Here is a 21167-nt window from a genome sequence, read left to right as displayed (position 1 = left end):
CGCTGCGAACCCTGACCCGAGAACAGGAACGCCGTGCGGCCGCGCGTCGCGGTGCCGCGCACGAGAGCGGCGTCGGGCCGGTCGTCGCGCAGCGCGGTCAAGCCGCGCACGAGCTCGTCGCGGTCGCCGGCGATCACGGCTGCGCGGTGCTCGAACGTCGAGCGCGCGGCTGCGAGCGTGCCCGCGAGATCGGTCGGGTGCAGCTCCGGGCCCTCGCTCAGCAGTTCCAGCAGCCGCGCGGCCTGCTGGCGCAGCGCCGCGTCGGTGCGGGCGGAGACCAGTGCCGGAACGGTTCCGGCGATCGGCTCGTCCGCGGGCTGCTCGACCGGCGGAGCCTGTTCCAGGATCGCGTGCGCGTTCGTCCCGCTGAGCCCGAACGAGGACACGCCCGCCCGGCGCGGCCGGTCCACCTCGGGCCACGCGGTCTCCTCCGCCAGGAGGTCGATCGCGCCGGGAATCCACTCCACCTTCGTGGACGGCTGATCGACGTGCAGGGTCCGGGGCAGCACGCCCCGCTGCAGCGCCAGCACCATCTTGATCACGCTGGCGACGCCGGAGGCCATCTGGGTGTGCCCGATGTTGGACTTGACGGAGCCGAGCAGCAGCGGACGTCGCCGGTCCTGGCCGTAGGTGGCCAGCAGCGCGTCCGCCTCGATCGGGTCGCCCAGCGCCGTCCCGGTCCCGTGGCCCTCGACGGCGTCCACACCGGACGCCTCCAGCCGCGAGTTCGCCAGCGCCTGCCGGATGACCCGCTGCTGCGCGAGTCCGTTCGGCGCGGTGAGCCCGTTCGACTCGCCGTCCTGGTTGACCGCGCTGCCGCGCACCACCGCGAGGATGTTGCGACCGTTGCGCTGCGCGTCGGAAAGCCGCTCCAGCAGGACGAGACCGACGCCCTCGGCGAGCGTCATGCCGTCCGCCGCGTCGGAGTAGGCCTTGCAGCGCCCGTCTTCGGCGAGCGCCCGCTGCCGGCTGAACCCGACGAACGCACCGGGCGTCGACATGATGCTGACCCCGCCCGCGAGCGCGAGCGAGCTCTCCCCGCCGCGCAGCGACTGGCACGCGAGGTGCATGGCCATCAGCGACGAGGAGCACGCCGTGTCCAGGGTTACCGCGGGCCCTTCCAGCCCGAACAGGTAGCTGAGGCGCCCGGACAGGACGCTGGAGAGCGCTCCGGTGATCATGTGGCCCTCGTCCGGGGCCGAGTCGCCGCGACTGGCCGAGTAGTCCTGGTAGCTCGCGCCGATGAACGCACCGGTGAGGCTGCGGCGCAACGCGCGCGGGTCGATGCCCGCCCGCTCGATCGCCTCCCAGGAGGTCTCCAGGAGCAACCGCTGCTGCGGGTCCATCGACAGCGCCTCGCGCGGGCTGATGCCGAAGAACGCAGGATCGAAATCGGCCGCGTCGTGCAGGAATCCGCCCTGCACCGAGTAGGTGCTGCCGGGCCGGTCCGGGTCCGAGTGGTGCAGCAGGTCGGCGTCCCACCCGCGATCGGTCGGGAAGCCGGAGATGGCGTCGACGCCGTCGGCGACCAGCCGCCAAAGGTCTTCCGGCGAGCTCACCCCGCCGGGGTAGCGGCAGGCCATGCCGACGATCGCGATCGGCTCGTCCTCCCGGACCGCCGCGACCGCCGGTGCGTCGCGGCGGGTTTCCGCGTCCGCGCCACCGATCTCGGAGAGCAGGAAGTCGGTCAGCGCCAGCGCGCTCGGGTGGTCGAACACCATGGTCGTCGCCAGCCGCAGCCCGGTCGCGGCCGCGAGGCGGTTGCGCAGGTCCACCGCCGTGATCGAGTCGAAGCCGACCTCGCGGAACGCCCGGTCCTCCGGCAGCGCGTCCGGGCTCGCGTGGCCGAGCACCTTGGCGGCCTCGGTGCGCACCAGTTCCAGCACGGCCTGCTTGCGCTCGACGGCAGGTAGCGCGCGCAGCCGCGCCATCGCACCGCCGTCGGAGGCCGCGGTCTGCTCGGCCGCAGCGGCCAGCCCGCGCACGGCGGGGATCTCGTCGAACAGCGTCGTCGGCCGCGCCGCGGTGAACACCGGGTGGTAGCGATCCCAGGCGACGTTGGCGATGGCGAGCTCGGTCTCGTCGTCCTCGATCGCCCGCTGCAGCGAGCTCAGGGCCAAGCGCGCGTCCATGAATTCCAGTCCGCTGCGGCGGATCTGGTCGGGATCGACGCGGCCCAGTCCGAGGTCGTCGGACCAGATGCCCCAGGAGATCGCGGTGGCCCGCAGGCCGCGAGCGCGCCGGTGCGCCGCCAGCGAGTTGAGGTAGGCGTTGCCCGCCACGTAGGCGGCGTGGTCGCCGCTGCCCCACATGCCCGAGACCGAGGAGAACATCACGAACGCGTCGAGATCCTCCTCCAGCAGCGCGTCCAGGTTCCGCGCACCGCGGACCTTGGCGCGCAGCACCTCCGCGAGACCGTCGACGGTGGCCTCGTCGATCGAGTGCAGCCCGATGACCGCGGCCGCGTGCACCAGCCCGCGGATCTCGTGACCATCGGCGCGCAACCCGTCCAGCAGTTCGGCGACCGCGTCGCGGTCGGTGATGTCGCAGGCCACGACCGTGGCCGGGGTACCGATCTCGGCGAGCTCGCGGACGAGCTCGGCGGTTCCGGGCGCGTCCGGCCCGCTGCGGCTGGTGAGCACCAGGTGCTCGGCGCCCTGGTGCGCCAACCAGCGGGCGACGTGCGGCCCGAGCGTGCCCGTGCCACCGGTGATGACCGTGGTGCCGCGCGGCGTCCACTCGGCGGGCCGGTCGCCTCGGGCCGGGGCGTGCACGACCCGTCGTGCGAGCGCACCGTTGGCGCGCACGGCGAACTGGTCCTCGTCTCCGGGCTGCGCCAGCACAGCGGCGAAGCGGCGAGCGCCGCGCTGGTCCAGCCGCGCGGGCAGGTCGATCGAGCCGCCCCAGCGCTGCGGGTGCTCCAGCGCGGCCGACCAGCCGAGGCCGAGCGCCAGCGCCTGCTCCGGGTGCTGCACGTCGTCGGAGCGGCCGGTGGACACGGCGTCGCGCGTGATGTTCCACAGCGGAGCGTCGATTCCCGCGTCGCCGAGCGCCTGGACGAGCGCGACGGTGAGCACCAGGCCGATCGGCAGCTCGGCGCTGACCTCGGTGACCTGTTCGGCCGACGGCAGCACCGAGACCACGCCGGTCGCGTCGGTGCCGTCGAGGTGCTGGGCGAGCACCGCGCGGTCCGCGCAGGTCTCGTCCAGGACGACGCGGCGCACGTCGGCGCCGCGGTCGGCGAGCGCCGCGGCCACGTCGTCGTCGGCGATGCCGTCGGCGGTGACCAGCAACCAGGTGCCGGTGAGCCTGCGCTCGGACAGCCCGCGCAACGGCTTCCAAGTGACGCGGTAGCGCCACGAGTCCGTCGTGGACTTCTCGCGGTGCCGCTCGCGCCAGGAGTTCAGCGCGGGCAGCACGGCGGCCAGCGACTCCTCGTCGACGTGCAGGCTGGAGCTGAGCGCGGCGAGGTCGGACTGCTCGACGGCGCTCCAGAAGGCGGCGTCGGCCGGGTCGGCCTCGACGGGCGCCGCCGCGGGCTCGATCCAGAACCGGTCCCGCTGGAAGGCGTAGGTCGGCAGATCCACGCGCCTGGCTTCGGGGAACCGCTCGGTCCAGTCCACCGGAACGCCGCGGACGAACACCTCCGCGAGCGAGGTGAGCACCCGATCCGCGCCACCGTCGTCGCGCCGCAGCGTGCCGCAGGCGACCGCGCGGATTTGCGCGTCGTCGATCGCGTCCTGCACGCCAGGCGTGAGCACCGGGTGCGCGCTGACCTCGACGAAGGCCTGCTGCCCCGCGGCGAGCAGGGCGTCGACGGTCTCGGCGAAGCGCACCGTGCGGCGGAGGTTGCGGTACCAGTACTCCGCGTCGGTGTCGGCACCGTCGATCCGCTCGCCGGTGACGGTGGACCAGAACGGCACCTCGGGGCGCTGCGGCCGGATCGGGGCCAGCTCGCGCAGCAGCTGGTCGTGCAGGTCTTCGACCTGCTCGGAGTGCGAGGCGTAGTCCACCTCGATGCGGCGCACCCGCACGCCCTCCTCGGCCAGCGCCCCGCACAGCACGTCCAGCGCCTCCAGGTCACCGGAGACGGCCACCGAGCGCGGACCGTTCGCGGCGGCCAGCGAGAGGCGGCCGTCCCACTCGGCGAGGCGCGGTTCGACCTCCTCGGCGGGCAGCGCGACGGAGGCGATGCTCCCGCGCCCGGCCAGCGTTCCGGCGATCGCCCTGCTGCGCAGCGCGACCACCCTGGCCGCGTCTTCCAGCGAAAGCGCACCGGACACGCAGGCGGCGGCGATCTCGCCCTGGGAGTGCCCGATCACGGCGCCCGGCTCGATGCCGTGGGCGCGCCAGACCTGGGCCAGCGACACCATGACCGCCCAGGTGGCCGGCTGCACGACGTCCACCCGATCCAGCGGTTGCGCGCCGCGAAGCACGTCGACGAGCGAGAAGTCGACGAACGGCGCCAGCGCGGCGGCGCACTCGTGGATGCGCTCGGCGAACACCGGCGACTCGTCCAGCAGCTGGGCGCCCATGCCGACCCACTGCGCCCCCTGCCCGGGGAAGACGAAGGTGACGCCGGGCTCCAGATCGGCCACGCCGCGCGCGATTTCGACGCCGTCCAGCAGCACCGCGCGGTGCTCCAGCAGCGAGCGCAGCGTCAGCGAGTAACCGATGTCGGCCGGGTCGGCCGGCACCTCCCGCACCCGCTCGATCTGGGCGTCGAGGGCCTGCTCCGACCTGGCCGAGATCGGCCACGGGACGGGACCCGGCTGCGGCGCACCACCGGAGCGCGGCTGCTCGCTCGCGGCTCCTTCCAGGATGACGTGCGCGTTGGTGCCGCTGATGCCGAACGACGACACCGCGCACCGGCGGGCCCGTCCGGTCTCCGGCCAGTCCTGCGGCTCGTCCAGCAGGGAGAGCGCGCCGGAGCTCCAGTCCACGTGCGTGGACGGCGTGTCGCAGTGCAGCGTCTCCGGCAACGCGCCGTGCCGCAGCGTCATCACCATCTTGATCACGCTGGCCACGCCCGCGGCGGACTGGGTGTGCCCGATGTTGGACTTCACCGATCCCACCAGCAGCGGGCGGTCCGCGTCGCGCTCCCGGCCGTAGGTGGCCAGCAGCGCCTGCGCCTCGATCGGGTCGCCGAGCGCGGTACCGGTGCCGTGCGCGTCGAGAGCGTCCACTTCGGACGGCTGTAGGTCCGCGTTGGCGAGCGCCTGCATGATGACCCGCCGCTGCGCGGGACCGTTCGGCGCGGACAGGCCGTTGGAGGCGCCGTCCTGGTTGACCGCCGAACCGCGCACCACGGCGAGCACCTGGTGCCCGTTGCGCTCGGCGTCGGAGAGCCGTTCGAGCATCAGCATCCCGATGCCCTCGGAGAGGATCATGCCGTCGGCGGAGTCGGCGAACGGCTTGCAGCGACCGTCCTCGGCGAGCGCGCGCTGGCGGCTGAACGCGATGAGCGGCTTCGGGTTCGGCATCACCGTGGCGCCACCGGCGACGGCGCAGGTGCTCTCCCCGCTGCGCAGCGACTGGCACGCCAGGTGCAGCGCCACCAGCGACGAGGAGCACGCGGTGTCCACGGTGACCGCGGGTCCTTCGAGGCCGAACGTGTAGGCCACGCGCCCGGACAGCACGCTCGGGCTGCTGCCGGTGACCTGGTAGCCCTCGGAGCCGCCGTCACCGCCGCCGTACTCGATGTAGCTGGATCCGATGAAGGCGCCGGTGCTGGTGCCGCGCAGCGCGTGCGGGTCGATGCCGGCCCGTTCGATGACCTCCCAGGTGGTCTCCAGCAGCAACCGCTGCTGCGGGTCCATGCCGAGCGCCTCGCGCGGCGAGATCCCGAAGAACGCCGGGTCGAACTCGGCGGCCTCGTCCAGGTAGCCACCGGCGGTGGTGTAGGCGGTGCCGGGGCGGTCGGGGTCGGGGTCGTGCAGCGCGGCCACGTCGAAGCCGCGATCGCCGGGGAACTCCGTGATCGCGTCGGTGCCGCCCGCGATCAGCTCCCAGAACTCCTCGGGCGTCGTGGCGCCGCCGGGGAACCGGCAGCTCATGCCGACGATCGCGATCGGTTCGTCGGCGGAACCGTCGAGCTGCGGGCGCCGCGCGAGGTCGTCCTCGGCGGCGCCGAGCAGTTCGCCCAGCAGGTGCTCGGCGAGCACCTTCGGCGTCGGGTGGTCGAAGACCAGCGTGGCGGGCAGCGACAGGCCGGTGGCCGTGGCGAGCCGCTTGCGCAGCTCCACGGCGGTCAGCGAGTCGAATCCGATGTCGCGGAACGCCCGCTGCTCGCCCACCTCCTCGGCGGAGCTGTGCCCGAGGACCGCGGCGGCCTCGGCGCGCACCAGCTCGAGAACCCGGCGCGCCCGGTCCGCCTCCGACAGGTCGTGCAGCCGCCGCGCGAAGTCCGAGTCCTCGGTGGCGCCCGCGGCGGTCTCGGCCAGCGCGCGCACCTCCGGCAGATCGGCAAGCAGCGCGCTCGGGCGCGCGGAGGTGAAGACCGGGTGGAAGTCCGCCCAATCGACGTCGGCGACCACGACGTTCGTGTCGCCCTGCGCCACCGCCCGGTTCAGCTCGGTGATGGCCAGTTCCGAGGGCAGCGGAGTCAGGCCGCGACGCGAGAGTTCGTCCGCGATCGCCTCGTGCGTGGCCATGCCGGCCTCGGCCCACGGTCCCCAGGCCACCGAGGTCGCGACCAGCCCACTGGCCCGGCGCTGCTCGGCCAGGGCATCCAGCAGCGCGTTGCCCGCGGCGTAGGCGCTCTGCCCACCGCTGCCCCACACGCCGGCGATGGACCCGAAGAGCACGAACAGGTCGAGCTCGCGATCGCCGAGCAGTTCGTGCAGGTTTACCGCGCCGCGCACCTTGGCCGACAGCACGTCCGCGAACTCGGCGCGCGAGGTCTGCGTCAGCAGCGCCGACTGGCCGAGACCCGCGGCGTGCACCACACCGGTCAGGTCCGGGATGCCGTCGAGCAGCGCGCCGACGGCGTCGCGATCGGCGACATCGCAGGCGGCGATCTCGACGCGCGGGCCCAGCGCCTGCAGCTCCGCGCGCAGCTCGGCCGCTCCGGGCGCGTCCATGCCGCGACGGCTGGTGAGCACCAGGCCCCGCACGCCGCACTTCGCCAGCCAGCGGGCGGTCTCGGCGCCGAGCGCCCCGGTGCCGCCGGTGATCAGGACCGTGCCGCGGGCGGAGAACGCGTCGTCCGGCGGCAGCGCGTCGACGGTCCGACGCACCAGTCGCCTGCCGAGCAGGCCGGTCGAGCGCACGGCGACCTGGTCCTCGGTCCGTTCCCGGCCGACCCCGGCGAGCACCGCGGCGAGGCGCTGCGCGGCGCGCTCGTCCAGCTCCTCGGGCAGGTCGATCAGACCGCCCCAGCGCTGCGGGTGCTCCAGCGCCGCCACGCGTCCGAAGCCCCAGATCGCGGCCTGCTCGAGGGACCGGACCTCGTCGGCGGGCCCGGTGCTCACCGCACCGCGGGTGATGGTCCACAGCGGGACGTCGTCCAGCGTCCGGGCCAGCGCCACGGTCAGACCGAGACCGATCGGCAGCGCAACGTGCTCCGCGCACGGCCGCTCGTCGAAACCGACCAGCGAGACCGCACCGGTGCACTCCGGCAGCCGCTCGGCCAGCACCGCCGGGTCGAGGCACGACTCGTCGAGCCGCACCACCGACACGTCCGCACCCGCCGCGCCCAGCGCCGCGCGCACCGGTTCCACGAGGGCGTCGTCGGCGCTCTCGGAAGCGATCAGCAGCCAGGTGCCGTCCAGCGCGGGGGTTCCCGCAGCGCGCAGCGGTGACCAGAGCACCCGGTAGCGCCGGGCGTCGAGCCGGGCCTTGTCCTGATTTCCCTTGCGCCAGGAGGAAAGCGCCGGGATCAACGAGTCCAGCCGGGATTGCTCGTCGGTGTCCAGCCGCAGCATCGCCGCCAGCTCGGCCGCGTCACCGCGCTCGACCGCCGCCCACAGCCGCGTGTCCGCCGGATCGGTCCGCCCGTCGGGCTCGTCTCCGGCGGTGGAGCCCGCCGCGGCGACCGGCCAGTAGTGCTCGTGCTGGAAGGCGTAGGTGGGCAGGTCGACGCGCTGCGCGCCGGTGCCCGCGAAGTACGCGGGCCAGTCCACCCGCACCCCGCGCACGTGCAGCCGCGCGAGCGCGGCGGCCACCGCGTCGGCTTCGTCGCGGTCGTCGCGCAGCAGCGGAACGCTCTCATCCACCAGGGCCGAGAGGGATCCGCCCGGGCCGATCTCCACGAACGTGGCGACGCCGGACTCGCGCAGCGCCGCCACGTCGTCGCCGAACCGCACCGCGTCGCGGACGTGCCGCACCCAGTGCTCCGGCGAGGTGACATCGCCCGAGGCCATCACCGGGATCTCCGGCGCCCGGAACGACAGTCCCTCGATCGCGGCCCGGAAGTCGTCGAGCATCGGGTCCATCAGGTGCGAGTGGAAGGCGTGCGAGACCTCCAGGCGCCGGGACTTCCACCGCTCGGCGAGCGCGAGGACCTCCTCCTCGGCACCGGCCAGCACGACCGACTCGGGGCCGTTCACCGCCGCGATCGACACGCCGTCGGTCAGCTGCGCCGCGACCTCGTCCTCGCCCGCCCGCACCGAGACCATGGCGCCACCGGCGGGCAGCGCCTGCATCAGCGAGGCGCGCGCCGAGACCAACCGGCAGGCGTCCGCCAGCGACAGCACGCCCGCCACGTGCGCGGCGGCGATCTCACCGACCGAGTGCCCGGCCAACGCCTGCGGTTTGACGTTCCACGAGCGCACCAGCCGGAACAGCGCCACCTCGACCGCGAACAGCGCGAGCTGCGCGTTGCCGGTCTCGTTCAGCCGCTCCTGGTCCTCGCCCCACATCAGCTCGCGCAGTCCCGGGTCGAGATGCGTCAGCACCTCGTCGAGCGCCTCGGCGAAGACCGGGTACCGGGCGTGCAACCCGCGTCCCATGCCGATCCGCTGCGAACCCTGACCGGCGAACAGGAACGCCACCCGGCTCGCGTCGGCCTCACCCGTCACCACCGCGGGGTCGGCGCGGTCGGTGGCCAGCGCGTCGAGCGCCCGTTTCAGCGCGTCGCGGTCTTCGGCGACGATCGCGGCCCGTCGCTCGAACGCCGTGCGCGAGGTCGCCAGCGAGTGCGCGAGATCGGTGACGCTCGTGCTCGCGTCCGCGTCCAGGTGGGCGCGCAGCCGCGCCGCCTGGGCGCGAACGGCGGGGCGCGTCCGCCCGGACAACAGGACGGGCACCGCGCCCGCGTCGGTCGCGCCGGAGGAAGCGGGCTCCTCGGCCGGCTGCTCGACGATGACGTGCGCGTTGGTCCCGCTGATGCCGAAGGACGAGACACCGGCGCGCCAGGGCCGTTCCCGCCGCGGCCAACCGGTGCGCTCGGTGAGGATCTCGACGTCGCCCTCGGACCAGTCCACCCGCGAGGACGGGTCGTCGACGTGCAGCGTCTTCGGCAGCACGCCGTGCCGCATCGCCTGCACCATCTTGATGACCCCGGCGATACCGGCGGCGGCCTGCGTGTGGCCCATGTTCGACTTCACCGAGCCGAGCAGCAGCGCGTCCTCGCGGTCCTGGCCGTAGGTCGCCAGCAGCGCCTGCGCCTCGATCGGGTCGCCGAGCGCGGTACCGGTCCCGTGCGCCTCCACGGCGTCCACATCGGACGGTTCCAGGTTCGCGCTGGCGAGCGCGGAGCGGATCACGCGCTGCTGCGCCGGGCCGTTCGGCGCCATCAGGCCGTTGGACGCGCCGTCCTGGTTGACCGCGGAACCCCGCACCACCGAGAGCACCCGGTGGCCGTTGCGGCGCGCGTCGGACAACCGCTCCAGCGCGACGACGCCGACGCCCTCGGCCCAGCCGACGCCGTCGGCGGAGTCCGAGAAGGCCTTGCAGCGTCCGTCCGGGGACAGCCCTCGCTGCCGGGAGAACTCGATGAGCGCGGTGGGCGTGGACATCACCGTGACGCCGCCCGCGAGCGCGAGCGAGCACTCACCGGCTCGCAGCGCCTGCATCGCCCAGTGCATCGCGACCAGCGACGACGAGCACGCGGTGTCGACCGTGACCGCGGGACCTTCCAGGCCCAGCGCGTAGGACACGCGTCCGGAGACCACGCTCGGCGAGGTGCCGCTGCCCTGGAAGCCCTCGGAGCCGCCCCCGCCCGCGCCGTAGTCGCTGTACATGACACCGGCGAACACACCGGTCGGGCTGCCGCGCAACGAGTTCGGGTCGATGCCAGCGTGCTCGATGGTCTCCCAGGCGACCTCCAGCAGCAGGCGCTGCTGCGCGTCGGTCGCCAGCGCCTCGCGCGGGGACATGCCGAAGAACCCGGCGTCGAACTCGCCCGCGTCGTGCAGGAACCCGCCGAAGCGGGAGTAGGAGGTCCCGGCGTTGTCCGGGTCGGGGTGGTACAGCCTCTCCAGGTCCCAGCCGCGGTCGGTGGGCAACCCGGAGACCGCGTCACCGCCCTCGTCGATCAACCGCCAGAACTCGTCCGGCGAACCGACATCACCCGGATAGCGGCAACCCATGCCGACGATGACGATCGGGTCGTCCGCGTCGGCCGCGCGCGTCCCGGCCGTGCTCGGGGCCGCGGCCACCTCGCCGACGAGCTCGTCGACCAGGTGCGCGGTGAGCGCGGCCGGCGTCGGGTAGTCGAACACCATCGTCGCGGGCAGCCGCAGCCCGGTGACCGCGCCGAGCTGGTTGCGCAGCTCCACCGCGGTCAGCGAATCGAACCCCAGGTCCTGGAACTGGCGAGCCGGGTCGATCTCGTCGCCGCCCGCGTGGCCGAGCACCGCCGCGATCCGGCCGCGCACCAGGTCCAGCACGGCGGCCTGGCGGTCCTCCTCGGCCAGACCGGTCAGGCGCTGGATGAGCGTGTCCGCGGTCTGCGACCCGGCGGCGGTTCGACGCGTCCGGGTGCGCACGAGCCCGCGCAGCAGCGCGGGAACCTCGCCGCGCGTGCGCATCGTGGCCAGATCCAGCTTGGCCGGGACCAAGACCGGCTGGTCACCGGTGATCGCGGCGTCGAAGAGCCGCAGGCCCTCGGCCACCGGCAGCGGCGGCATGCCCACGCGGGTCATGCGTTCGGACTCGGCCGGGGAGAGCATGCCCTCCTGCGCCCACGCGCCCCAGGCCAGCGAGACCGCGGGCAGGCCCTCGGCGAGCCGGTGCTCGGCCAGCGCATCGAGGAAGACGTTGCCGGAGGCGTAGTTGCCCTGTCCCGCGTTGCCGAAAACGCCTGCGGCCGAGGAGAACAGGACGAACGCGGAGAGGTCTCCGGTCAGCTCGTGCAGGTTCCACGCGGCGTCGACCTTCGCCCGCAGCACGCCGTGCAGCCGCTCCGGGGTGAGCGCGTCGATCACGCCGTCGTCGAGCACACCGGCGGCGTGCACCACGGCGCCCACCTCGTGCTGCGCGAGCAGCTCCGCGAGCGCGGCCCGATCGGCGACGTCGCAGGCCGCGACCTCCACCCGGGCGCCCAGCTCGGTCAGCTCGCCGACCAGCTCGCCCGCGTGCCCTCGACGGCTCACCAGCAGCAGGTCGCGAACGCCGTGCTCGGTGACCAGGTGCCGCGCGAGGAGCGCGCCCAGGCCACCGGTGCCGCCGGTGATCAGGACCTTGCCCCGCCACGCGGCGGCGGAGTCCGGCACCTCGGCGCGGGCCAGCCGCGGGGCGCAGGCCTCGCCGTCGCGCAGCACCAACTGCGGTTCCTCGGAAGTGAGCACCTGCGGCAGCACCGCGCGCGAGGCCTCGGCGGAGTCGATCTCCACCAGGCCGAAGCGGTAGGGGTGCTCGGACTGCGCGGAGCGCACCAGGCCCCGCACCGCGGACGCCGCGAGGTCGCCGGCGCGCGTGACGAACACCATCTTCTCGGCCCGGTGGTCCTGGAGCAGTTCCAGCGCCCACTCGGCCCGCTCGTGCACCGAGGCGACCACGTCATCCGGGTCGGCGCCCGGCACCGGCACGACGAGGACGTCGGACCCCGCCACGCCGCCCAGGCCGAGCACGTCCTCGCCGAGCACCTGGAAGTCGGCGGCTTCCGCGGCGACCCCGACCGGAGCCCAGTCGATGCGGAACAGCGAGTCCCGGTCCACACCGGACCGAGTGGTCGCGGCGTCCGCACCGGTACCCGCGGCCCGCACGACCAGCGATTCCACCGAGGCCACCGGCTCGCCCGCGCCGTCGGCGGCGGCGATGGTCAAGGCACCGCCGCTGCCGCGCGTCAGCCGCACGCGCAGCGCGGAGGCGCCGGTGGCGTGCAGCGACACGCCTTCCCAGGAGAACGGCACACCCGGCTCGCCCAGCCCGGCCAGCAGCGCGGCGTGCAGCGCGGAGTCCAGCAGGGCCGGGTGCAGGCCGAACCCGGCCGGCTCGACGTCCTCCGGCAGCTCGACCTCGGCGTAGACCGCGTCGTCGGTGCCGCGCCACGCGGCGCGCAGCCCCCGGAACGCCGGGCCGTACTCGAAGCCCTGCTCCGCGAAGCGCTCGTAGCAACCCTCGACGTCCACGGCCTCGGCACCGGCGGGCGGCCACGCGGCGTCGTACGAGGTGATCGCCTCGCCCGCCGCGAGCGTGCCGCTCGCGTGCTGCGTCCACGGCAGCTCGTCCTCGGATTCCGGCCGCGAGTAGATCGTGACCGCGCGCTGCCCGGCTTCGTCCGGCTTGCCGATCCACAGCTGCACCTGCACGCCGCCGCGCTCGGGCAGCACCAGCGGTGCGGTCAGCGTGAGTTCCTCGACGCGGTCGCACCCGACCTCGTCGCCCGCGCGGATCGCGAGCTCGACGAAGGCGGTTCCCGGCAGCAGCACCGCGCCGTTGATCGCGTGGTCCACCAGCCACGGGTGCGACTGCCGCGCCAGCCGCCCGGTGAACAGCACGCCGTCGGAATCGGCGAGCGACACCGCGGCGGACAGCAGCGGGTGGTGCGCGGTGCCGAGCCCGGCGGCGCGCGGGTCGTTGAGGCCGAACCCGCCGCCCTTGGGCCAGAACCGCTTTCGCTGAAAGGCGTAGGTGGGCAGGTCGACGCGACGGGCACCCGTGCTGGCGAAGTACTCCGCCCAGTTCACGTTCGCGCCGCGAACGTGCGCGTGCGCCAGCGCGGTGGTGATCGCCTCGACCTCGGGACGGCCGGAACGCGTGGCGGGCAGCGCGATCGCGTCCACGCACTCCTGCGTCATGGCCGAGAGCACGCCGTCCGGGCCCAGTTCGAGGAACGTGGTGACGCCGTGCTCGTGCATCCACCGCGCGCTGTCGGCGAAGCGAACCGTCCGGCGGACGTGCTCGACCCAGTAGTCGGCGGAGGTGACCCGCTCCAGCCGCACCTGCTCGCCGGTCACCGTCGACACCAGCGGGATCTGCGGGGCTGCCAGCGACAGTGCCGCGACCACCGCGCGGAAGTCCTCGAGAACCGGCTCCATCAGCGGTGAGTGGAAGGCGTGCGAGACGCTCAACCGCTTGGTCTTGCGCCCCTCGGCGGCGAAGGAGCTCTCGAGGGCGGCCACGGCGTCCTCGGCGCCCGACACGACGACCGCGTTCGGACCGTTGATCGCCGCGATCGAGACCTGGTCGGTGAGCTGCGGCAGCACTTCGGCTTCGGTCGCGGTGACCGACAGCATCGCGCCACCCGGCGGCAGCGCCTGGATGAGCCTGCCCCGCGCGGTGACGAGCTTCGCGGCGTCCGGCAGCGAGAGGACGCCCGCGACGTGCGCGGCGGCGATCTCGCCGATCGAGTGCCCGGCGACGAAGTCGGGCTTGAGGCCCCACGACTCCACGAGCCGGTACAACGCCACCTCGACGGCGAACAGCGCGGGTTGGGCGAACTCGGTCTGCTCCAGCGCCTCTGCGTCCGCGCCCCACATCACCTCGCGCAGCGCCGGGTCGAGGTGTTCGAGCGCGGCGTCCAGCGCCTCGGCGAAGACGGGGAACCGCTCGTGCAGCTCGCGGCCCATGCCCAGGCGCTGCGCGCCCTGCCCGGTGAACAGGTGCGCGAGCTTGCCGCGTCCCTGCGCGACGCCCTGCACGACCCGCGGCCCCGGTTCGGCGCGCGCGAGCTCGTCGAGCGCGGCGCGCATCGCGGAGCCGTCCTCGGCGAGCACGACGGCGCGCTGCTCGAAGCTGGACCGGGTGGTGGCCAGCGAGTACCCGAGGTCGAGCGGGCTTCCCTCCGCGGTGGACAGCCGCTCGGCCTGCGCCTGCAGCGCAGCGCGACTGCGACCGGAGACCACCACCGGCACCACGCCGACCGGAACGGGGTCCTCCTCGACCACCGGTTCGGCGGCGGGGGCCTGCTCGATGATGGTGTGCGCGTTCGTGCCGCTGAGCCCGAAGGAGGACACCGCGGCCCGGCGCGGTTCGCCGGTCTCCGGCCACGGCGTGTGCTCGGTGAGCAGCCGCACCGCACCCGCCGACCAGTCGACGTGCGCGGACGGCTCGTCGGCCAGCAGCGTCCTCGGCAGCACGCCGTGCCGCATCGCCATGATCATCTTGATCACGCCGGCGGCACCGGCGGCGGCCTGCGCGTGGCTGATGTTCGACTTGACCGAGCCGAGCAGCAGCGGCCGGTTCTCGTCGTGATTGCGCCCGTAGGTGGTCAGCAGCGCCTGCGCCTCGACGGGATCGCCCAGCGTGGTGCCGGTGCCGTGCGCGTCCACGGCGTCGATCTGATCGCCGGTCAGCCGGGCGTTGACCAGCGCCTGCTGGATGACCCGCTGCTGCGACGGACCGTTCGGCGCGGTCAAGCCGTTGGACGCGCCGTCCTGGTTGACCGCCGAACCGCGCAGCACCGCCAGCACCTCGTGCCCGTTGCGCTGCGCGTCGGACAACCGCTCCAGGGCCAGCACACCGGCGCCCTCGGCCCAGCCCGTCCCGTTCGCGTCGTCGGAGAACGAGCGGCAGCGACCGTCCGGCGACAGGCCGCCCTGGCGGCTGAACTCGATGAAGGTCGCCGGGTTCGCCATCACGGTGACACCGCCCGCGAGCGCCAGCGAGCACTCCCCGTTGCGCAGCGCCTGCGTGGCCATGTGCATGGCCACCAGCGAGGAGGAGCAGGCGGTGTCCAGCGTGACGGCGGGACCCACCAGGCCCAGCGCGTAGGAGATCCGCCCGGAGATGACGCTCTGCGAGCTGCCGAGCAGCGCCGTTCCCTCGGCCTCACCGGGCGCGACCTGGTAGTCCTGGTTCATCGCGCCGATGAAGACACCGGTCTCGGTGCCCTTGGTGGAGTGCGGGTCGATCCCGGCGCGTTCGAGCGCCTCCCAGGACACCTCCAGCGCCACGCGCTGCTGCGGGTTCATCCCCAGCGCCTCGCGGGGCGAGATGCCGAAGAAGTCGGCGTCGAAGTCGCCTGCGCCCCGCAGGAATCCACCTCGGTCGGTGGACGACATCGCCAGCATCTCCGGGTCCCAGCCGCGATCGTCCGGGAACTCGGCGATTCCGTGCTCACCGGAGGCGACCATCTCCCACAGTTCCTCGGGGCCGGTCACGCCGCCTGGGAAGTGGCAGCCGATGCCGACGACGGCGATGGGCTCCTGCGCCGCGGCCTCCACGTCCCGCAAGCGCCGCCGGGTCCGTTGGAGGTCCGCGCTGGCCCGCCGCAGGTAATCCCGGAGCTTCTGCTCGTTGTCCATCTCCACCAAACCCATCTCGACGACGTCCGTCACAGCGGCCAACCGGCCTGGACGTGATCACGCAGGAGGAACGACCCGGCGGGAAGTCTTCTGCAACACCGGCTCAGAAACCCCTAGAGTCTGAGCCGAGTTCGCGGAGCGGCGCGGGCGAGACGGCCGCCGTGCGGCGCGAGTCCTGCAACGGCAGCGGGCGGATCGCGCGAAATCTAGGGATCGCCGAGATTGCGGTGCGGTCGACTGGTGCACGGACCGCTGACCGCCCCCGGAGTGTGCTGTTTGCTCATCGCGTTCTTGAACACCCATCTCCGGCCGTACCGACGGGTTCTCCTGCTGCTCCTCGTGCTGCAGGTGGTTCAGACGATGGCCACGTTGCTGCAGCCCACCTTCTACGCGGTCATCGTGGATCGAGGCGTCGTGCGGGGCGACATCGACTACATCCGGGGCATCGGCGCCGCGATGGTCGTCGTGGCGGTGCTGCAGATCCTCGCCGCGGGCGGCGCGACGGCCGTCAGCGCCAGGGTGTCCGCATCGGTCGGCCGCGATCTGCGCTCGCTGGTGTTCCGCCGCGTCATGAGCGTCTCCGCGCGCGAGGTCGGCCGATTCGGCGCGCCGTCGCTGATCACCCGCACCATCAACGACGTGCAGCACGTGCAGGCGCTGGTCACCACCACGTTCAACGTGGCCGTCACCGCGATCATCACCTGCGTCGGCGGCGTGGTGATGGCGCTGCTGCAGGACGTCTCGCTGTCGCTGATCATCGTGGGGCTGGTCATCGCGCTGTCGGCCGGGATGGCGGCGATCCTGGTCCGGCTCAGCCCGACCTACCGGCGGATGCAGCAGGCCATCGAGAACATCAACCGCCTGCTGCGCGAGCAGATCACCGGCATCCGGGTCATCCGCGCGTTCGTCCGCGACCGGCACGAGCAGTCCCGGTTCGGCGAGGCGAACGCGCAGCTCTTCGGCCTCTCGATCCGGGTCGGCCGGATGATGGCGACCATTCCGGTGGTGGTCATGCTGGTCATGAACACCGCGACGCTGCCGATCATCTGGTTCGCCACCCGCCGCATCGACTCCGGCCAGGCCCAGCTCGGCTCGCTGTCGGCCCTGCTGGGCTACGTGACGCTCATCATCGTCGCGATCATCATGGTCACCGTCGTCTTCTCCGACCTGCCGCGCGCGACCGTCTCGGCCCGGCGCGTCCAGGAGGTGCTGGACACCGAGACGAGCGTGCCCACGTCCCCGCACCCGGCCCGCAGGTGGCGGCGCCGCGGGCACCTGCGGATGCGGGCGGCCGAGTTCGGCTACCCCGGTGCGGCGAAACCGGTGCTGCGCGACATCGACATCGTCGCGGGCGCGGGCCAGACCGTGGCGATCGTCGGCAGCACCGGCAGCGGCAAGACGACCTTGCTCAACCTCGCGCTGCGCCTCTACGACACGACCGGCGGCAGCGTGCACGTCAACGACATCGACGTCCGCGAGTTCGATCCCGATGCGCTGCACCGCGTCGTCGGCTGCGTGCCGCAGAACCCGTACATGTTCAGTGGCACCATCGCGACGAACCTCCGCTACGGCGCTCCCGAGGCCGGCAACGCCGAGCTGTGGCACGCCCTGGACATCGCCCAGGCGCGGGAGTTCGTCGAACGGCTCCCCGAGCGGCTGGACGCGCCGGTGGCCCAGGGCGGCTCGAACCTCTCCGGCGGGCAGCGGCAACGCCTCGCGATCGCCCGAACCCTGCTGCTGCGCCCGGAGATCTACCTGCTCGACGACAGCTTCTCGGCTCTCGACCGCAACACCGAGGCGCGCCTGCGGGCAGCGCTCGCCAGGGAGATCCCGTACGCCACCCTGATCATCGTGGCGCAGCGGATCAGCGCCGTGCGGCACGCCGACCGCATCGTGGTCCTCGACCAGGGCCGCGTCGCAGGCGCAGGCACGCACGCGCAGCTGATGTACTACAACAGGACCTACCAGGAGATCGCGCACTCCCAGGCGATTCCGCAGGAACCCTCGCAGCACGCCCGCCGGAATCCCCGAGGAGTTCTCCATGGCCAACGCGGCTGAGCGGCGGCCGGGCACGGTCCGGCGGCTGCTCGAGCTGCTGCGCCCGTACCGGCTGCGGATGGCGCTGGTGGTCCTGCTGGGCACCGGGGCGACGGCCTTCAACCTCGCCGGGCCCAAGCTGATCGGCAACGCGACCGACATGGCTTTCGCGGGCGTGGTCAGCCGAGGGCTGCCCCCGGGGGCCTCGAAGCAGGAGGTGATCGCCGACCTCCGCGCCGAGGGCGACCACACGCTGGCGAACGTGCTCAGCACCGCCGACGTCGTTCCCGGCCAGGGCGTGAACTTCCAGGCGCTGGGCCAGCTGCTGCTGTTCACCCTGCTGCTCTACCTCGCAGGCGGGCTGTGCATGCTGGTGCAGGGCCGTCTCGTCGCGTACATCGCGCAGCACACCATGTACCGCCTCCGGGAGCGGGTCGCCGAGAAGCTGACCCGGTTGCCGCTGGGCTACTTCGACCGCAGCTCGCGCGGCGAGATCCTCAGCCGGGTCACCAACGACGTGGACAACCTCCAGCGCACGCTCCAGCAAACCCTCGGCCACATGGTCAACTCGCTGTTCGCGGTGTGCGGCGTCATGGCGGTGATGCTGATGCTCTCGCCGATGCTCGCGGGCCTGGTGCTGGTGAGCGTGCTGGTCGCCGCGGCGGGTGCGCTCTCGATCAGCAGGCGGGCGCGGCCGCGGTTCGCCGAGCAGTGGAAGAGCACCGGCTCGCTGAACGGCTACGTGGAGGAGATGTACACCGGGCACGCGGTGGTGCGGACCTACGGCAGGCGGGCGGTCGCCGAGCGCACCTTCGACGAGCACAACGAGACCCTGTACCGGGCGACGACCCGGGCTCAGACGCTCTCCGGACTGATCAGCCCGGTCACCCGGTTCGTGACCGATCTGAACTACGTGCTGGTCGCCGTGGTCGGCGCGCTGAAGGTGGCGACCGGCACCATGTCGATCGGCAGCGTGCAGTCGTTCATGCAGTACTCCGGCATGTTCACCCAGCCGATCATCGACATGGCCAACTTCTCCGCCCAGCTCCAGTCCGGAACTGCCTCCGCGAAGCGGATTTTCGAAGTGCTGGACGAACCCGAACAGCGGCCGGCGCCCGCGCGACCCGTGCGCCCGGCGCGAGTGCGCGGGCGGGTGGACTTCCAGCGGGTGTCGTTCCGCTACGAGCCGGACGCCCCGCTGATCGAGGACCTCTCGCTGACGGCCGAACCGGGCCAGCTCATCGCGATCGTCGGCCCCACAGGGGCCGGCAAGTCGACGCTGGGCAACCTGCTGCTGCGGTTCTACGAGGTCGACGCGGGCCGGATCCTCTTGGACGGCATCGACATCACCGAGATGACCCGCGAGGACCTCCGCTCGCGCGTCGGCCTGGTATCCCAGGAGCCCTGGCTGTTCGCGGGCACCATCGCGGAGAACATCGCCTACGGCCGTCCCGGTGCGACGCAGCGGGACGTGGTGGAGGCAGCCCGCGCGATGTGCGTCGACCGGTTCGTCCGCTCCCTGCCGGACGGCTACGACACCGTGCTCGACGACGACTCCTCGACCGTGAGCGCCGGGGAGCGGCAGCTCATCACGCTCGCCAGGGCGTTCCTGGCGGAACCGTCGATCCTGCTGCTGGACGAGGCGACCAGCTCGGTGGACTCGCGCACCGAGGTGCTCATCCAGCAGGCGATGACCTCGTTGCGGTCGGGGCGCACGAGCTTCGTCATCGCGCACCGGCTGTCCACCATCCGCCACGCCGACCTGATCCTGGTCATGGAATCGGGCCGGGTGGTCGAGCGCGGCACCCACAGCGAACTCATCGCAGCCGAGGGCGCCTACGCCCGGCTCTACGCCTCCTGACCCGGTGCGGCGAGCCCGCTGGAAGGCCGCCGGCCGCGCACCGGTCCGGGTTTCGGATCGAGACCGCCGAATCCGCCGTTCAACGACCGAGCAGCGCGTCGAGTCGGCGAAAAGGCGTGCAGCGCGGAAAGGTCCGGCACCTCGAGCGAACGAAGGCCCGGATCCACCACGCCCGCGCCGTGTCCGCCACCCATGCGCGCCGGACCCCGCTCGGCGGCGAAGACTAGGGATTCACGAGGGCGTCGTCGTCTTCACTCGGCGGGGGACATGGCAGCAACATGGCAGGCGATCGGAAAGGATCGGCGAACGAATTGAGCACCAAGGATGATGTCACCACGGCATGGATCCGCCGGTACCGGCCGTCCGAGGCGAGCGCGACGCGGCTCGTCTGCTTTCCGCACGCGGGCGGTTCGGCCAGCTTCTTCCACCCGCTGGCAGCGCGCTTCTCCCCGGACACCGACGTCGTCTCGCTGCAGTACCCGGGGCGCCAGGACCGGCGCCACGAACCCTGCGTCGAGAACATCGCCACCCTCGCCGACCTGCTGACCGAGGAGATCGACGCGCTCAGCGACAAACCGACCGTCTTCTTCGGACACAGCATGGGCGCGGTGCTGGCCTTCGAGACCGCCTACCGGCTCGAGCAGCGCGGATCCCGCGCACCGCACGCGGTGATCGCCTCCGGCAGGCGCGGACCCGCCACCCGGCGCGACGAAGAGGTGCACAAGCGCGATGACGACGGCATCATCTCCGAGCTCAAGAAGCTCAACGGCACCGACACGGCGGTCTTCGGCGACGAGGAGCTGCTGCGCATGGCCATGCCCGCCATCCGCAACGACTACCGCGCCATCGAGGCCTACTCCTGCGAGCCGGACCGGAAGGTGCGCTCCCCCATCGTCGTGCTGACCGGGGATCGGGACCCGAAGACCACGGCCGAGGAAGCGGCCGCCTGGCAGCAGCACACCGACGGGCGGTTCCGCCTCCGGGAGTTCTCCGGAGGGCACTTCTTCCTCACCGACCACCAGGCCGAGGTCAACGGCGAGATCGAGGCCGAGCTCCGCGCCGCGAAGTCGGCCGGAGCGCACGTCGGCTCCTAAGCGCCGCGTGCCGCCGAGCCCCACCGCGTCGCGATCGCGCTCGCCGACCGGCTGATCGCGATCTCAGCGCGCAGCGGGTTCGGCCGGCAGGCGCCGATGCCACACCCACGAGAAGGAAGTTGATCGGTATGACGAACGGCGAAACCTCGACCGCGTCCCCGCCCCGGCGCGCACGGGCGGGAAACGTCCTGTTGTGGGTGGCCCGGATCGGGCTGGCCGCGATCTTCGCGATGGCGGCCGTGCCCAAGTTCCTCGGCGACCCCGCCATGGTGGCCACCTTCGAAGCCGTCGGCTTCGGGCAGTGGCTCCGGCACTTCACCGGTGTCTGCGAGCTCGCGGGCGCGATCGGCCTGCTGATCCCCGGGCTGACCGCGGCGGCCGCGCTCGGGCTCGTCGGTGTCATGGCCGGTGCGACGGTGGCCAACCTCGCGTTCCAGCCCCCGGTCGCGGTGGTCACCGTGCTCCTCGGGGTGCTGCTGGGCCTGGTCGCGTGGAGCTGCCGGTCCGGCCTCCGGACTCTCTCCGCGCGGCTGAAGCGCTGAA

Annotated in this window: 5 protein-coding genes; 4 read left to right on the top strand and 1 reads right to left on the bottom strand. The window is 73.0% G+C overall.

All coding sequences use genetic code 11. The annotated features are described in order from the left end of the window. Window positions 1–15665 (bottom strand): type I polyketide synthase (locus tag ABD289_RS02875; RefSeq protein ID WP_344126137.1); only part of this gene is annotated, 15665 nt, incomplete at its 3' end. Window positions 15666–15908: 243 nt separating this feature from the next. On the opposite strand from ABD289_RS02875, the gene ABD289_RS02870 reads away from it, so the two are divergent. The 4 genes from ABD289_RS02870 (at window position 15909) to ABD289_RS02855 (ending at window position 21166) form a co-directional block, all read left to right on the top strand. Continuing rightward, the gene (locus ABD289_RS02870) at window positions 15909–17690 is read left to right on the top strand and encodes an ABC transporter ATP-binding protein (protein WP_344126135.1); all 1782 of its coding nucleotides are present in this window, start codon (window positions 15909–15911) and stop codon (window positions 17688–17690) included. Then, complete coding sequence (locus ABD289_RS02865; RefSeq protein WP_344126133.1) at window positions 17674–19530, top strand: ABC transporter ATP-binding protein; 1857 nt, start codon at window positions 17674–17676, stop codon at window positions 19528–19530. Before ABD289_RS02870 ends, ABD289_RS02865 begins: the two co-directional genes overlap by 17 nt. A 311-nt stretch (window positions 19531–19841) precedes the next feature. Then, window positions 19842–20624 (top strand): thioesterase II family protein, encoded by a 783-nt coding sequence (locus ABD289_RS02860; RefSeq protein WP_344126131.1) that lies wholly within the window; start codon window positions 19842–19844, stop codon window positions 20622–20624. A gap of 128 nt (window positions 20625–20752) precedes the next feature. Then, window positions 20753–21166, top strand: a complete 414-nt coding sequence (locus ABD289_RS02855) for a DoxX family protein (protein ID WP_344126129.1) — start codon at window positions 20753–20755, stop codon at window positions 21164–21166. The last annotated feature ends 1 nt before the right edge of the window (window position 21167 follow it).

The organism is Saccharopolyspora halophila, from assembly GCF_039531955.1.
GTDB lineage: Bacteria > Actinomycetota > Actinomycetes > Mycobacteriales > Pseudonocardiaceae > Saccharopolyspora > Saccharopolyspora halophila.
The sequence above is the reverse complement of the archived record's forward strand: the minus strand, read 5'-3'. Positions and strand labels throughout refer to the sequence as shown.